Here is a 16,786-nt window from a genome sequence, read left to right on the forward strand (position 1 = left end):
ACCTTTCCTTTTCTTCCCGAAAAAAATGTGAGCAGTTACGCTCACATTTGTTGTTCTTCTTCATAATCACACGAAATACATTGTACTTGCACGCCTTTTTTCAACTTCTTCTCTACAAGCATACCTTCGCACTTCGGACATTTACGACCAATTGGTTTATCCCAAGATACAAAGTCACACTCTGGATACGTACCGCATCCATAGAAAAGACGTTTCTTTTTATTACTACGGCGTTCAATAATTTGACCTTTATCACACTTCGGACAAGTAACACCGATTTCTTTCACAATCGGTTTTGTATTACGACAATCTGGGAAATTCGAACAAGCCATAAATTTCCCGTATTTACCCATTTTAAAGACCATTGGGTGATCACACAATTCACAGTCTTCCCCAGCTGGTTCATCTTTAATTTCCACTTCACGCATTTCTTTTTCCGCTTTTTCTAAACGCGGTTCAAAGCCTACGTAGAAATCATCAACAATTTTTACCCAATTCGCATTTCCTTCTTCTACTTCATCAAGACTTTGCTCCATGTTAGCAGTAAATTCAATGTTAATAATTTCTGGGAAAAACTCTAAAATAAGTTCAATTACTATTTCACCAAGTTCAGTTGGAACAAAGCGTTTATTATCCAAACCTACGTATCCACGTTTTTGAATCGTTTCAAGTGTCGGTACGTAAGTCGATGGTCTTCCAATTCCAAGCTCTTCAAGTGTTCTTACTAGACGCGCCTCTGTATAGCGCGGCGGAGGTTGTGTAAAGTGTTGCTTCGGTTCTAAATCCTTCGAAAATACCGTTTCCCCTACTTCTAAAGGTGGCAACATTTTATCCTTTTCTTCAGCCCCGTCATCTTTCGACTCTACATACACTTTCATAAATCCTGGAAACTTTACAACCGATCCACTTGCACGGAACTGAACATTGTTATTAATGAGTCTAGCTGTCACAGTATCCATTATAGCAGACGCCATTTGACTTGCAACAAATCGCTCCCAAATCAGTTTATACAACCGAAGTTGATCACGACTTAAGAAACCCTTTAGTTCCTCTGGCCTTCTCATTACCGAAGTAGGACGAATTGCCTCATGCGCATCTTGTGCGTTCGACTTTTTCGTTTCTTTCTTCTTTTCTGTTCCTATGTATTCCGCACCAAACGCCTCTGTAATGTAAGTACGCGCCTCTGTTTGAGCTGTTTCTGAGATACGTGTTGAGTCAGTTCTCATATACGTAATAAGACCTACAGTTCCTTGCTTACCAAGATCTATCCCTTCATACAATTGCTGCGCGAGCATCATTGTTTTCTTTGCTCGCATGTTTAACTTACGAGCTGCCTCTTGTTGCAAGGAAGATGTTGTAAACGGTAATGCAGGATTACGTTTTCGCTCTTTTCGCGTTACATTTTCAACTGAAAACGCATTATCTTTCATCTGTTCAATTATTTCATTCACTTGCGTTTCATTCGTTAATTGAACTTTTTCACCATCTACACCGTAAAAACTTGCTTCAAATGTGTCTTTCCCCTTCACAAATTCTGTCTTGATTGTCCAGAATTCTTCAGGCTCAAAGATTTGAATTTCTTTTTCACGTTCGATAATTAAACGAACTGCTACAGATTGTACGCGTCCTGCACTTAATCCTTTTTTTACTTTCTTCCATAATAAAGGACTAATATTGTAACCCACAAGACGATCTAGTATACGTCTTGCTTGTTGTGCATCTACTAAATCCATATTAATCGCACGAGGATGTTTAAATGATTCTTTTATTGCATCTTTTGTAATCTCATTAAACACAACTCGGCAATCTGATTCAACGTCCACATTTAACGTATTGGCTAAATGCCAAGCAATTGCTTCCCCTTCGCGGTCTGGATCGGCCGCGAGATAGACTTTCTTTGCTTTTTTTGCCGCTGATTTTAAATCTTTTAAGACGGGACCTTTACCACGAATGGTAATATACTTCGGGGTGAAGTTGTTCTTTACTTCTATCCCCATTTGGCTTTTAGGTAAATCGCGAACGTGTCCCATAGACGCGACAACTTTGTATTTTTTCCCTAAATATTTCTCAATGGTCTTCGCCTTAGAAGGCGACTCCACGATTACGAGGTAATCTGACATGCTAGTGCCTCCTTAAGAGGTGGATTCAAGTCTTCATCAATCTTATTGATTTCTCTTGTTTTTGTCAATCAAGAATGAATATACCATACAGTGCCTTTCTACCATTTGTCAATAATTGTTTAATAAAAACATGAAAATATAAGGTTAATTTAAAATCTCTTCCAAGATATCTTCTGCATTTCTTACTAGTTTTGCTCCTTGTTGAATTAGATGATTCGTTCCTGATGCACTATCTATAAATATAGGTCCAGGAAGTGCAAATACCTCTCTATTTTGCTCTAAAGCAAGGTCCGCAGTAATAAGTGTTCCACTTCTTGATTTCGCTTCTACAACTAAAACACCTTTACTTATACCACTAATGATTCGGTTCCTTTTTGGAAAATACCATTTTTTCGGTGCATAGTGCAGCGGATACTCTGTTAATAACAATATATATTCATTCCATGTTTCATATAAATGTCTATTCTCTTTTGGATACATATACGATAATCCATGTCCTAGTATTGCAATAGTCGGACAATGCCGTCTTACTGTAATTTCATGAGCCATTGTATCTATCCCTCTTGCAAACCCACTGACAATAAGCCATTCTCTTTCTAATAATGGGTGTAAAATAAATTGTAAACTCTCATGCCCATATAAAGTCGGTTCTCTCGTTCCAATAACCGCTAATTTATTCGCCTTATTGAGAAAATCCTTCTCACCTTTTCCATATAACACAAAGGGCGGATCTTGTATTTCACGTAATAATTGTGGATAATCTTCATCACAGATAGTCATATAAAAGATTCGATTTTTCTCTAAATAAGATATATATTGCGAGAGATTTGAACTTTGAAGAAAACGTACTAATTCTGAAGATTTTTTCGAGGATATTCCAGTGTAGTATTCCATTTGTGCTGCATTAAAAGTGTATATTCCCTTCAATTCAGGATCAACATATAGTAGTCTTTCCATCGCCTTCCAATGATCTGCTAAAAAATAATGAAGGTGTAATAATCGTTCTCTTTTCATATTAATTCTCCTTACCCATAATTTTTATTATGTAAACAAGAATTACGTAAAAAGACACCTTCAAACAAGAAGGTGTCTTTCAACAGATTAGTAGTTTTTACAAGTCTCAAATAGACCTTTTTCTTTTAAGACAGAGATTAGCGTTTCGCCCATAACCGCTGGAGTTTCCGCTACTTTAATACCACAAGCTTCCATTGTTTTAATCTTTTCAGCAGCAGTTCCTTTACCACCAGAAATGATTGCACCAGCATGGCCCATACGTTTGCCTGCAGGCGCTGTTTGGCCACCAATGAAGCCTACAACAGGTTTTGTCATATTAGCTTTCACCCATTCAGCTGCCTCTTCTTCCGCTGTACCACCGATTTCACCAATCATAATTACAGCATGCGTTTCTTCATCTTCATTAAATGCTTTTAACGCATCAATAAAGTCCGTACCGTTAACTGGGTCCCCACCGATACCTACCGCAGTAGATTGGCCAATACCTTCTTGTGTTAACTGATGTACAGCCTCATACGTTAATGTACCAGAGCGAGATACGATACCTACATGGCCTTTTTTATGAATGTAACCTGGCATAATACCAATTTTGCATTCATCAGGCGTAATAACACCAGGACAGTTTGGTCCAAGTAAACGTGTATGTTTACCTGCCATATATCTCTTTACGTTTACCATATCTAATACAGGAATTCCTTCAGTAATACATACTACTAAATCGATTTCTGCATCAACTGCTTCCATAATTGCATCAGCCGCAAAAGCGGGTGGAACGTATACAACTGAAGCATTTGCGCCTGTTGCTTTCACTGCATCTTCTACAGTATCAAATACTGGTACACCTTCAATATCAGTGCCACCTTTACCTGGCGTTACACCACCGACAATTTTCGTACCGTATTCAATCATTTGTTTTGTGTGGAATAATCCTTGAGAACCTGTAATACCTTGAACAATAACTTTTGTATCTTTATTAACTAATACGCTCATTTTTCTCCCCCGCTTTCTATTAGCCCACTAGTGAAACAATTTTTTGTGCACCGTCTGCCATAGATTCTGCTGCAACAATATTTAAGCCAGACTCATTTAAAATCTTCTTACCTAACTCTACGTTTGTACCTTCAAGACGTACAACTAAAGGCAATTCAAGACCTACTTGTTTCGTCGCTTCAATAACACCTTCTGCGATAACATCACACTTCATAATGCCACCAAAAATGTTAACAAAGATACCTTTTACATTTTTGTCAGAAAGGATAATTTTGAATGCTTCTGTAACTTTTTCAGCTGTTGCACCGCCACCAACATCTAAGAAGTTAGCTGGATCGCCATGGTAATGTTTAATGATATCCATTGTAGCCATCGCTAAACCTGCACCATTAACCATACAACCGATATTTCCATCTAATGGAATATAGTTTAAGTCATATTTAGAAGCTTCAATTTCTTTTGAATCTTCTTCATCAAGATCACGAAGTTCTAAAATGTCTTTATTGCGATATAAAGCATTAGAATCAAAGTTTAATTTTGCATCTAATGCCATAACTTTACCGTCACCTGTTGTAACAAGTGGATTAATCTCCGCGATAGAGCAATCTTTTTCGATAAACGCACGGTATAAGCCCATCATAAACTTCACAGCTTGTCCTACAAGCTCTTTTGGAATATTGATGTTAAATGCGATTCGACGCGCTTGGAAGCCTTGTAAGCCTACTGCTGGATCAATATATTCTTTAAAGATCTTTTCAGGTGTTTGTTCTGCTACTTCTTCAATTTCTGTTCCACCTTCTTCAGATGCCATTAAAACAACTTGAGAAGTTGCACGATCTAAAACTAGACCAACATAATATTCTTTTTTAATATCGCAACCTTCTTCGATAAGTAAGCGTTTTACTTCCTTACCTTCAGGACCTGTTTGATGTGTCACAAGTGTAGTTCCTAAAATGCTCTCTGCATATGTACGAACTTCATCTAAATTTTTTGCAACTTTTACTCCGCCAGCTTTGCCGCGTCCACCAGCGTGAATTTGTGCTTTTACTACACATACATCCGTTCCTAATTCTTTCGCTGCTTCTACAGCTTCTTCTACTGTAAATGCAACCTTCCCGTTCGGAACGCTAACCCCATAGCTTCTAAGGACTGCCTTACCTTGGTACTCATGGATATTCATGGTCCCATCCTCCCCTGTTTTCCTGTTTTACTCGAAAAGTTTTTTAATGTTTAAAAAACATTACATTGCCATTGTATATGATGATTGGCACGCTGTCTACAATAAAGTGTCAGAAAACTGAAATCGCTTTATTCTTTTTTGAAAATAGTAATGTTCATATACCAAAATAAAAAAATAAGCTGCATATTCGCAGCTTATTTTTGAATCATATCTTTAATTGGTGCAAACGATTTCCGATGTTCTTCTAATACTCCATGCGCTTCAATCGCTTCTAAATGTTGTTTTGTACCATATCCCATATGTTGTTCAAATCCATATGCAGGATACTTTTCTCCAAGTTCTTTCATCATACGATCTCTCGTTACCTTCGCAATAATGGATGCAGCTGAAATAGAAATACTTTTCTCATCACCTTTAATGATGGATGTTTGCGGAATTGGTGTAGGAAGTTTCATCGCATCAATTAATAAATATTCTGGTGCACAAGATAAATTCGCAACAGCATCTAACATCGCTTGTTTCGTCGCTTGATAAATATTTATCTCATCAATCATTTGTGGTGATACAATTCCAACTCCAATTGCAATTGCTTGTGCTTTGATTTCATCATAAAAACGCTCTCGCTTCGCCTCACTCAGCTTTTTCGAGTCATTTAACCCTGGAATATAAAAATCTTCCGGAAGGACAACAGCTGCTGTCACGACAGGCCCAGCTAGTGGCCCACGCCCTACTTCATCTATACCCGCGATAAGTGTGAGCCCTTTTTCACGTAATGCAATCTCGTACCTAGACATCTCGAAAAACTTTTCTTTTTCTTTCTGCACTAATTCTTTTTGTTTATGCCACTTCAAAATGAGCTTTTGTATCCCTTTTCGCTCGTCTTTCATTAATAGTTGAAAGCGATCATCTTCTTCACTCATTATTTCATGCAGTAAACGTTCCGCTTCTTGAATAGTCACTTTTTGCATTCATGCCACTCCCTTTATATACAAAAAAGAAAAGACGTACTAACGCACGTCTTATACTTCTTCTATTTTTTCTGCATCTTCTGTCTGCTCTGCAAACTCTTCCGGTGTTTCAAACGTCATTTTTCCAAGTTTTCCACCACGAAGCTCACGAAGTACAAGCTCAGATGTTTTATCATAATCAATCATTCCGCCGCCCATTAAACAGCCTCTATTTTTTCCAATTGCATCGAATAACTCTACAATATCTTCTGGAATTTCATTTAAATTATATCGCTCTTTCAAACGTTCTGGATAATGTTTCTCCATAAAACGTAGTGCGTAAACAGCAACATCTTGTAAATTTAAAATTGAATCTTTAATTGCGCCCGTTGTCGCTAAACGAAGACCGACTAATTGATCTTCAAATTTAGGCCATAAAATACCAGGTGTATCTAACAGTTCCATTTCCTTCCCAACTTTAATCCATTGTTGAGCTGTTGTCACACCAGGGCGATCTCCTGTTTTAGCAATATTTTTCTTCGCTAACTTATTAATTAACGTAGATTTACCAACATTCGGTATACCTACAATTAATGCACGAATCGCTCTCGGTCTAATACCTTTTGCAGCCATTTTATCAAATTTTTCTTTCACCAACACTTTACAAGCCGCTGCAATTTCCTTCATACCTTGTCCAGCTTGTGCGTTAATTGAAATTGCCATTTGGTCTTTTTCTTTAAAATATGCGATCCATTGCTTTGTTAAACGATCATCTGCCATATCCGCTTTATTTAAAACAACAAGCCTCGGTTTATGTGTAATGATCTCATCGATCATTGGATTTCGAGAAGATAAAGGTAATCGAGCATCTACAAGCTCAATTACAACATCAATTAACTTTAATTTTTCTGTTACTTGGCGTCTAGCCTTTGCCATATGTCCCGGGAACCACTGAATTACCATGTTGCCACCTTCTTTTTCTTTTATTTCACAATACGAGCATCTTTTAACGGCCAATATAGTATATTTGCTTTTCCAATCACTTGGTCCATTGAAATTGTACCAATCGAGCGACTATCTTTACTAAAACGACGATTATCGCCTAAAACAAATAATTGACCTTCTGGAACAGTTTTCTTCCCTGTCATTTCTTCAAGAGTAAAATCATATGTAAGCGGTCCGTCAGCAATTTGTTTTTTCTGCTTGTCTAAATACGGCTCCTCATAAGCCTTTCCGTTAACATATAGTTTATCATTACGATACTCTATTTCATCGCCTGGCAGGCCGATAATGCGCTTAATATAATCCTTATCTTCCGTTGCTCGGAATACGATAATATCAAATCGTTTCGGATCTCCTATGTGATAACCAATTTTATTGACAATCATTCGATCGCGATCATGTAAAGTAGACGCCATCGACACTCCATCTACGAGAATTGGCGCAAAGAAAAACTGTCTAATAACACCCGCTAATACAACAGCAATCAAAATTGCCTTGATCCATTCCCAAAGTGAACTCTTTTCTTTCTTCATGCATTTCCCCTCCACGATTATGTAAGCTGCTCGTATTATATCAAAATTTTATATAGATTGGAAAAAGGGAGCTTGTGCATTTACAAGCTCCCATACATGTCTTATCGAATTTCTTTAATACGTGCTTTTTTACCGCGAAGGTTACGTAAGTAGTATAACTTAGCACGACGTACTTTACCACGACGAAGTACTTCAAGTTTCGCGATTCTTGGCGTGTGAACTGGGAATGTACGCTCAACACCTACACCGTAAGAAATCTTACGAACTGTGAATGTTTCACTGATTCCGCCACCACGACGTTTAATTACAACACCTTCGAAAAGCTGAATTCTTTCACGAGTTCCCTCAACTACTTTTACGTGTACACGTAAAGTGTCTCCAGGACGGAATGAAGGAAGGTCAGTTTTTAATTGGCCTTGAGTAATTTCTGCGATTAATTGTTGCATATTAAATTCTCTCCTTTAAACAGATGCTCTTATAAAGTCTTAATAAATTACAGCGGAACATCGTTAATACGGCCACTGATTTCAGTAGCACAAGTGTTATAATAGCATATTGCTAGGACTGTTGCAATAGAAAATATATCTAGCCCTTACTTGTCTTCTTTAATCTGTTCTAGCCATTTCACTTCTTGCTTAGATAATTCTCGTTCTTCCAGTAAATCCGGTCTACGCGTGTACGTACGACGTAGTGATTCTTTGTGTCGCCATTCATCAATATTTTTATGATTTCCTGACATTAATACATTCGGTACCTTCATACCACGAAAATCAGCTGGACGTGTATAATGAGGATGTTCTAATAAACCTGTACTAAACGAATCCTCAACTTGTGAAGCATGATTTCCTAACACTCCTGGCAGAAGACGCACGACACTATCAGTAATAACCATAGAGGCTAACTCTCCGCCGGTTAATACGTAGTCACCAATAGAAATCTCATCTGTTACGAGATGCTCACGAATTCGTTCATCGTACCCTTCATAATGACCACACACAAAAATAACATGCTCTTCTTCAGCAAGCTCTTCTGCCTTCTTCTGCGTAAAACGCTCTCCTTGTGGACACATTAAAACAACTCTCGGTTTACGGTCTGTTTCCTTCGTTAACTCTTCCACTGCATCAAAGATAGGCTGAGGGGTTAATACCATCCCAGCTCCACCACCATACGGATAATCATCTACGCTATTATGCTTACTCGTTGTATAATCGCGGAAATTGACAACACGAAGCTCTACCGCTTCTTTTTCTTGTGCTTTCTTTAAAATTGAAGATCCAAACACACCCGTAAACATATCTGGAAACAATGTTAAAATGTCAATTTTCATTATAGCAATCCTTCCATTACATGAATGGTTACTAATTTATTCTCAATGTTAACTTGAAGTACAACATCATCAATATAAGGAATTAATAGATCTTGACCTTTTGGACGTTTAATTACCCAAACATCATTTGCACCAGGAGATAAAATTTCTTTTATTGTTCCTAACGCTTCTCCTTCTTCCGTTACAACACTGCAACCAATAATTTCATGGTAGTAGTATTCGCCTTCAGCTAGTTCACCTAACTGCTCTTCTGGTACTTTTATTAAAGAACCTTTAAACTTCTCTGCTTCATCTACATTGTTGTATCCTTCAAATGTTAATAAATCAAATGTCTTATGTTGACGATGAGAAGTTACTTTCACCGGAAGGTAGTCTGTACTTTTCTCATTACTTATGTATAATGTGTTTCCTACTTTATATCGCTCTTCTGGAAAATCAGTACGAGAAATAACACGAATTTCTCCTCTTACGCCATGAGTATTTACAATTTTCCCTACGTTAAACCACTTTGTCATAAATAGTATGTCACCCCTGGTTTCTATATAAATTAAGCATTTCCATTTCATATATGGAACATGCAACTTCTCTTTAAATGTTAAAAAAGGGAGAGGAAATAACTCCTCGCCCTTTTTACGTTTATTGAATTTCCAGTGTTACTTTTTCATCATTATGATGTCCCACTGAATACAAGAGCATTCGAATTGCTTTTGCAACTCTCCCTTGCTTTCCAATGACTTTTCCAACATCCTCAGGATGTACAGTTAATCGATACTTTATCTCTCCGTTGTAAAGTTCCTGTGTAACTTTTACATCTTCAGGATGATCGACAAGAGGCTTGACAATCGTCTCGACTAACTTCTTCATAGTCATTGCCTCAATTACTTACCTTGTTTAGATAAGTGGAATTTCTCCATGATACCTTGGTTAGAGAATAAGTTACGAACTGTATCAGATGGTTTAGCACCATTTCCTAACCATTTTAATGCTGCTTCTTCGTTGATCTTAACTTCAGCTGGTTGAGCAACCGGATTGTAAGTACCGATTTCCTCAATGAAACGTCCGTCACGAGGAGAACGAGAATCTGCAACAACTACACGATAGAAAGGAGTTTTTTTAGCTCCCATACGTTTTAAACGAATTTTAACTGCCATTTATAAAGCACCTCCGAATTTATTTCACACAGATAATTATATTAGCAAAAAGACTATTGCTTTGTAAAGTATTTTTTCTTAACAGAGCCATCTTTTTTCCTTACATGAATGGAAACTTCAATCCACCTAGTCCTTTTTTCTTACCTTTTTGCATGCCAGTCATCGTTTTCATCATCTTTTTCATATCATCAAATTGCTTGATTAAACGATTGATTTCTTGTACCGTTGTACCGCTACCTTTGGCAATGCGCTTTTTGCGACTAGCATTGATTATTTCCGGTTGTTCTCGCTCTAATTTAGTCATAGAACGAATAATTGCCTCAATATGCCCAATTTGTTTTTCATCAACTTGCGCATTTTTCAGCCCTTTAATTTTATTTGCACCAGGAAGCATTCCTAACAATTCATCAAGCGGTCCAAGTTGACGCACTTGTCCAAGTTGTTCTAGGAAATCGTCAAGCGTAAACGAAAGCGTACGCATTTTTTGCTCAAGTTCTTTTGCTTTCTCTTCATCAACTGTAGCTTGCGCTTTTTCAATTAATGTTAAGACGTCTCCCATCCCTAAAATACGGGATGCCATACGCTCTGGATGGAACGCTTCAATCGCATCTAGTTTTTCACCCATACCAGCAAATTTAATCGGTGTATTTGTTACAGCCTTAATAGATAATGCCGCACCACCGCGCGTATCACCATCTAATTTCGTTAATACAACACCTGTTAAACCTAACTGTTCATGGAAACTTTGTGCAACATTTACCGCGTCTTGACCCGTCATCGCATCGACAACAAGGAAAATTTCATCCGGTTTCGCAACTTCTTTCACTTTCGCTAATTCATCCATTAGTTCTTCATCAATATGCAGACGACCTGCTGTATCGATTAAAACATAATCGTGATGATCTTCTTTTGCTTTTGCAATCGCTTGTTTCGCAATTTCAACAGGACTTACTTGATCTCCTAAAGAGAATACAGGCATGTCCAATTGCTTCCCTAATGTTTCAAGCTGTTTAATCGCTGCTGGACGGTAAATATCCGCTGCAACAAGCATTGGTTTACGATTATGCTTTTTACGAAGCAAATTCGCAAGCTTACCTGTCGTCGTCGTTTTACCCGCACCTTGCAGACCAACCATCATTATAACAGTCGGTGGCCTATTAGCAACAGCAATTTTGCTTTGCTCTCCGCCCATAAGTTCTGTAAGTTCTTCCTGTACGACTTTAATTACTTGTTGTCCAGGTGTCAAACTTGTCATTACATCTTGTCCGACAGCACGTTCAGACACACGCTTTACAAAATCTTTTACTACTTTAAAGTTAACGTCCGCTTCTAAAAGAGCTAGACGAACTTCTCTCATCATTTCTTTCACATCGGCTTCAGAAACTTTTCCTTTGCCGCGGATTTTTTGCATTGTCTGTTGAAGTCGGTCGGCTAATCCTTCAAATGCCATATTGCCGCCCTCCTAATCTAATTTTTCGATAGCTTCAACAACTTGTTTCATTTCTTCATTCACATGCTCTTCTTCGCTGATTAGCTGTTTTAGCTTTGCAACAAGTCGCTGTCGCTCTTGAAACTTTTGAAGTAATACTAATTTATCTTCATATTCTTCAAGCATCGCTTCAGTCCGTTTAATGTTATCATACACGGCTTGGCGACTTACATCAAATTCTTCCGCAATTTCACCAAGAGATAAATCATCTAGATAATAAAGCGACATATAACTTCTTTGTTTTTGCGTTAACAACGATTGATAAAAATCAAATAAATAGTTCATTCTCGTTGTTTTCTCGAGCATGTTGGATCATCCTTTGTTAAGTGATTTCCCTTTACATGAATTAGTTTACATGGAGTACAAAAGAGTGTCAAGTTTTTTTCTTAACATCACATATTTTTTATAGAAAAAGAAGCGGAAAATACCGCTTCTTTCACTTACACTTCTTCTGTTTCTACTAAGTTCGCAAATAAACCATACACATATTGTTCTGGATCAAACTGCTGCAAGTCATCCATTTGCTCCCCTAATCCAACAAATTTCACCGGTACATCCATTTCGTTACGAATCGCTAATACAATACCACCTTTAGCAGTTCCATCTAACTTCGTTAAAACAATACCAGTAACATTCGTTGCTTCACGGAATGTTTTCGCTTGACTTAAACCGTTTTGTCCTGTTGTTGCATCAATAACAAGTAATACTTCATGAGGAGCCCCCGGTACTTCACGCTCAATTACACGCTTCACTTTCTCTAACTCTTTCATTAAGTTTACTTTATTTTGTAAGCGCCCTGCTGTGTCACATAGTAATACGTCTACTTTACGTGCTTTCGCAGCTTGTACAGCGTCATACATAACCGCCGCTGGATCAGATCCTGATCCTTGTTTAATCACTTCTACACCAACGCGATCGCCCCATACTTCTAATTGTTCAATCGCTCCCGCGCGGAATGTATCTCCTGCTGCCAATAGGACAGACTTACCTTCTGTTTTGAATTTATGTGCTAGTTTACCAATCGTCGTCGTTTTTCCTACGCCATTAACACCGACAAATAAAACAACTGTTAATTGATCCTCTTGCATATTAATTTCGTTGCTAAATTCACTGTCACCTTTGTAAATTCCTACTAACTTTTCTGAAATAACAGCTTGTACTTCTTTTGGATCTTGGATGTTACGACGTTGCACTTCTTCTTTCAATTGATCAATTAATTCCATTACCGTCGAAACTCCGACATCTGCACCAATTAAAATTTCTTCTAGTTCCTCAAAGAAATCTTCATCTACTTTACGATAACGATAAACTAAATCATTTACTTTATCTGCAAACGAATTCCTCGTCTTTTCTAACCCTTGTTTAAATTTCTCTGTTACCGTATCTGTTTGTTTTGAAATTTTTTCTTTTAATTTTTTAAAAAAGCTCATACTGTCCCATCCTTCCTAATTACTTGCCACTAGTTCTTCTCCATCATCTAAACGAACCGAAACAAGTTTAGATACCCCTGACTCTTGCATTGTTACACCGTACAATACGTCAGACTCTTCCATTGTACCTTTTCTATGTGTAATGACAATAAACTGTGTCTCATCACTAAATTTCTTTAAATACTGTGCAAAACGGGCAACATTCGCCTCATCAAGAGCCGCCTCTACCTCATCTAGTACACAGAATGGAACTGGACGCACTTTTAAAATACCAAATAACAGCGCAATTGCTGTTAAAGCACGCTCTCCACCTGAAAGTAAACCTAAGTTTTGTAGTTTCTTCCCTGGCGGTTGCGCTACAATATCAATACCCGTATTTAATAAGTCCTCTGGATTCGTCATGACTAAATCCGCTCTACCGCCTCCAAATAATTCAGAGAATACTGATTGAAACTCCATTCGGATTCCTTCAAACGTAGTAGAAAAGCGTTTTTTCATTTCTTCATCCATTTCAGTAATAAGCTGGTGTAATGTCGTTTTCGCTTCTTCTAGGTCATCTTTTTGCTCTAGTAAGAATGTATGACGCTCTGCTACACGCTCATACTCTTCAATTGCCCCTAAGTTTACTGTGCCTAGCTCTTCGATGGATAGTTTAATTAGTTTCACCTTTTTACGTGCATCCTCGGCAGGCATTATCATTGTATACTTCAGTTTTGCTGCTTCAAATGAAATTGTATATGTTTCACGTAAATGTTGTAATCTATTTTCTAACTCTACATCAAGTCGGTTTATTTTTACTTCTTGATCTTTCAACATCTCAAGAATGTATTTATGCTTACCTGTTGTTTCTTTCAGATTACGCTCTAACTGTTCTACTCTTTCTTGTAACGATACGCGTTGTTCACGACGAGAGCGAATTAACTCTGAAGTTTGATTACGATCATATGCTTTCTTCTCAATCATATTCGTAATTTGTTCTTCACCACTTGAATTCGATGTCATTTCTTGTTTTAAGAATGCTAAATCCTCTTTCGTTTTGACAAGCGTTGCATCCGTTTCTTCTTTTTCCTTAGTCAATCGTTCAACTTTTTCTTTTTGATTAGATAAGCGTTGTTGCTTTTCAGCCGCCAGCACTTTTAACTCAGTCATTTCTTTTTGAACTTTTTCTTTAGAAGAATGCTGCTCACTTTTTTGTTTTGTTAAAGCGACAATTTTGCTATCTAATCCCGTAATCTCAGCTTGAAGAGTCGCTAAAATCTTTTCTAGCTCTTCTTTACGCCCTTGTATCTTCACTTGATCTTGTAAGAATCCTTCAATCTCTAAATCGTAAATAGATAAACGATCATTAATACGATGTTCTTCTAATTCTAAACGATTAATTTCTTCTCTTAATTTCTGTTCATCTACACGCTCTACTTCTACACTTTGCCTTAGTTCGCGTATTTGCACTTCTCTTTCTTGAATCTCTTGCTTTACTGCTTTAACAAAGTTTTCTAACTTCGTTGTTTTCTCTTCCATATCAGTTAACTTACTCGTCCACTCTTCTAGTTCACGTTGACGTCCTAATAAAGAAGATTTCGCCTGTTTTACCGCTCCACCTGTCATAGAACCACCAGGGTTCACTACATCACCTTCGATTGTTACAATGCGATAACGGTATTGCAGTTGTTTCGCTAACTCATTTGCCCCGCGTAAATCTTTTGCAACAATAACAGTACCTAATAAATTCGAAACTACATTTTCATATTTATTATTATATTGCACAAGTTCTGCCGCCACACCTACAAACGATGGGTGTTGATTTACAATACGTAATTGTTCAAATGATAACGATCTACTTTTAATAACAGCTTGCGGTAAAAACGTTGCTCGTCCATGTTTATTTTGTTTTAAAAACGCAATTGCATTACGAGCATGTTCTTCTTTTTGTACGACAATATGCTGCATTGCTGCACCTAGAGCAATTTCCATTGCAATTTCATATTCTTTCGGTACTGTTAGCAGTTCTGCAACAGCACCCTCGATACCTTGCAGCTTATTTTCTCTAGCTTTTAATACTTCACGTACTCCTTGATAGAAACCAGAGTAATCTTCTTGCATCTCTTCTAGCATTTCTTTTCGAGAACGTGCCTGTTGTACAAATTGATACGCTTGATACAGTTTCGTTTCATTTTCACTATACTGCGTCTTGCATTTCCCAAGTGCCGCTTCTGTCTTTTGTATATTCGAAAGGATACCAGCTACTTTTTCTTTCACTTGTTCATAACTTTCCACAAGCTTCGTCTTTTTCGCGGTAATTTCCATACGCATTTCTACATATTTCGCATTTTCTTCATCAAGGCGTTCATTTTTAGAGTTTTGTTGTTTAGATTGTTCTTCAATCATAGACAACTCATTGCGATGACTAGCTTGTTGATTTAAAAGTTCAATATAGTCACCTTTTAAATTCTCAATTTGTTCCTCTAAATTGTCAGCAAAAGTTGCAAGCAGTAACTCATTATCATGCAATTTCGTTTCCAACTCTTTTACTTGATTTACAAATTGCATCAACACTTCTGTACTGGATTCAATTTCACCATCATAACTTGTAGCTTTCTCTGTTAATTCAACAATTAACTGCTCGAGTTGCGCACAATGCGTCGTTGCATTTTGTTTTCTCTCTTTTAATAACTCACGCTGTCCTTCTAACTTTTCTAGCTCTTTACTAGAAAGAAGAAGTACTTCTTGTAAGGAATCTACAGACTCATCTACTGCTTGTAATTGTCCTCGTAATTCCTCTAGCTCTTCTTCACCTTTTTGTAAATGCGTTGACATTTTAGCTTCTTCGTTTTTATTATGTCCAAACTGATTTCGAAGCGCTTCCCATTTCTCATGTAATTCTTCAATTTCATGTACAATAAGCGCCGCTTCTACTTTCTCTAATTCTTCTTTTTTCTCAAGATAATCTTTCGCAATAGAAGCTTGTCTTTCTAAAGGTTCTACTTGACTACTTAATTCGTGAATGATATCTTGTACACGATTTAAGTTTTCTTGTGTATCTGCTAATTTTGCTTCAGCTTTCTTTTTACGAAGTTTGTATTTCAGCACTCCAGCAGCTTCTTCAAATACACCACGACGTTCTTCCGATTTACTACTTAAAATCTCTTCAACTTTCCCCTGGCTAATAATCGAAAAAGCTTCTCTTCCCATACCAGAGTCCATAAATAAATCGATAATATCTTTCAATCTACATGATTGTTTATTAATATAAAAATCACTATCACCAGAACGAGATACACGACGTGTTACACACACCTCATTATATTCAATCGGTAAACGTTGATCTTCATTATTTAAAGTTAATGTTACTTCAGCAACATTAACTGCTCTTCTCGTATCACTGCCCGCAAAAATAATATCCTCCATCTTTGCACCACGTAATGATTTTGCAGATTGTTCACCAAGTACCCAGCGAATCGCATCAGTAATATTACTTTTCCCACTTCCATTAGGTCCTACTACAGAAGTTACACCTGGGACAAAATCAACAGATACACGCTCAGCAAACGACTTAAATCCTGCTATTTCTAATCTTTTTAAAAACACGAAAGGCCTTCCTCCTAT

At 37.4% G+C, this 16,786-nt stretch carries 16 protein-coding genes; all 16 read right to left on the minus strand.

What is annotated here, in order from left to right; all coding sequences use genetic code 11:
* Nucleotides 1-41: 41 nt before the first annotated feature.
* The 16 genes from topA to smc all read right to left on the minus strand — a co-directional run bounded on the left by topA (nucleotide 42) and on the right by smc (nucleotide 16,768).
* A complete protein-coding gene (gene topA / locus FOT98_RS12315) occupies nucleotides 42-2,120 on the minus strand; it encodes a type I DNA topoisomerase (RefSeq protein ID WP_063260418.1) in 2,079 nt (692 codons plus the stop codon).
* Between the two features lie 144 nt (nucleotides 2,121-2,264).
* Complete coding sequence (gene dprA / locus FOT98_RS12320; protein ID WP_063260419.1) at nucleotides 2,265-3,134, minus strand: DNA-processing protein DprA; 870 nt, start codon at nucleotides 3,132-3,134, stop codon at nucleotides 2,265-2,267.
* 87 nt (nucleotides 3,135-3,221) lie between these two features.
* A complete protein-coding gene (sucD, locus tag FOT98_RS12325; protein WP_000115178.1) occupies nucleotides 3,222-4,124 on the minus strand; it encodes a succinate--CoA ligase subunit alpha in 903 nt (300 codons plus the stop codon).
* Nucleotides 4,125-4,143: 19 nt separating this feature from the next.
* On the minus strand, nucleotides 4,144-5,304 hold the full coding sequence (gene sucC, locus FOT98_RS12330) for an ADP-forming succinate--CoA ligase subunit beta (protein WP_001020792.1): 1,161 nt from the start codon (nucleotides 5,302-5,304) through the stop codon (nucleotides 4,144-4,146).
* Nucleotides 5,305-5,498: 194 nt separating this feature from the next.
* Nucleotides 5,499-6,272: a ribonuclease HII gene (locus tag FOT98_RS12335; RefSeq protein WP_063260420.1), complete on the minus strand. Its 774-nt coding sequence runs from the start codon at nucleotides 6,270-6,272 to the stop codon at nucleotides 5,499-5,501.
* A 51-nt stretch (nucleotides 6,273-6,323) separates the two neighbouring features.
* Nucleotides 6,324-7,214, minus strand: coding sequence for a ribosome biogenesis GTPase YlqF (gene ylqF, locus FOT98_RS12340; RefSeq protein ID WP_063260421.1), 891 nt, complete (start codon nucleotides 7,212-7,214; stop codon nucleotides 6,324-6,326).
* Between the two features lie 20 nt (nucleotides 7,215-7,234).
* Entirely contained in the window at nucleotides 7,235-7,786 is a 552-nt protein-coding gene (gene lepB / locus FOT98_RS12345; protein WP_000711857.1) for a signal peptidase I, read from the minus strand.
* 101 nt (nucleotides 7,787-7,887) lie between these two features.
* Nucleotides 7,888-8,232, minus strand: a complete 345-nt coding sequence (gene rplS / locus FOT98_RS12350; protein ID WP_001186518.1) for a 50S ribosomal protein L19 — start codon at nucleotides 8,230-8,232, stop codon at nucleotides 7,888-7,890.
* A gap of 146 nt (nucleotides 8,233-8,378) precedes the next feature.
* Nucleotides 8,379-9,113: a tRNA (guanosine(37)-N1)-methyltransferase TrmD gene (gene trmD / locus FOT98_RS12355; protein WP_061678208.1), complete on the minus strand. Its 735-nt coding sequence runs from the start codon at nucleotides 9,111-9,113 to the stop codon at nucleotides 8,379-8,381.
* On the minus strand, nucleotides 9,113-9,628 hold the full coding sequence (rimM, locus tag FOT98_RS12360) for a ribosome maturation factor RimM (protein ID WP_000170282.1): 516 nt from the start codon (nucleotides 9,626-9,628) through the stop codon (nucleotides 9,113-9,115). Before rimM ends, trmD begins: the two co-directional genes overlap by 1 nt.
* Before the next feature lie 121 nt (nucleotides 9,629-9,749).
* Entirely contained in the window at nucleotides 9,750-9,977 is a 228-nt protein-coding gene (locus FOT98_RS12365; protein ID WP_000737399.1) for a KH domain-containing protein, read from the minus strand.
* Between the two features lie 14 nt (nucleotides 9,978-9,991).
* Nucleotides 9,992-10,264, minus strand: coding sequence for a 30S ribosomal protein S16 (rpsP, locus tag FOT98_RS12370; protein WP_000268750.1), 273 nt, complete (start codon nucleotides 10,262-10,264; stop codon nucleotides 9,992-9,994).
* A 100-nt stretch (nucleotides 10,265-10,364) separates the two neighbouring features.
* Entirely contained in the window at nucleotides 10,365-11,714 is a 1,350-nt protein-coding gene (gene ffh / locus FOT98_RS12375; protein WP_000863466.1) for a signal recognition particle protein, read from the minus strand.
* A gap of 12 nt (nucleotides 11,715-11,726) precedes the next feature.
* A complete protein-coding gene (locus FOT98_RS12380) occupies nucleotides 11,727-12,059 on the minus strand; it encodes a putative DNA-binding protein (protein WP_000891061.1) in 333 nt (110 codons plus the stop codon).
* 134 nt (nucleotides 12,060-12,193) lie between these two features.
* Entirely contained in the window at nucleotides 12,194-13,183 is a 990-nt protein-coding gene (gene ftsY / locus FOT98_RS12385; RefSeq protein ID WP_000007660.1) for a signal recognition particle-docking protein FtsY, read from the minus strand.
* 15 nt (nucleotides 13,184-13,198) lie between these two features.
* Nucleotides 13,199-16,768, minus strand: coding sequence for a chromosome segregation protein SMC (gene smc / locus FOT98_RS12390; protein WP_063260422.1), 3,570 nt, complete (start codon nucleotides 16,766-16,768; stop codon nucleotides 13,199-13,201).
* Between the last annotated feature and the right edge of the window lie 18 nt (nucleotides 16,769-16,786).

This window comes from Bacillus sp. HY001 (assembly GCF_007558965.1).
Taxonomy (GTDB): domain Bacteria; phylum Bacillota; class Bacilli; order Bacillales; family Bacillaceae_G; genus Bacillus_A; species Bacillus_A mobilis.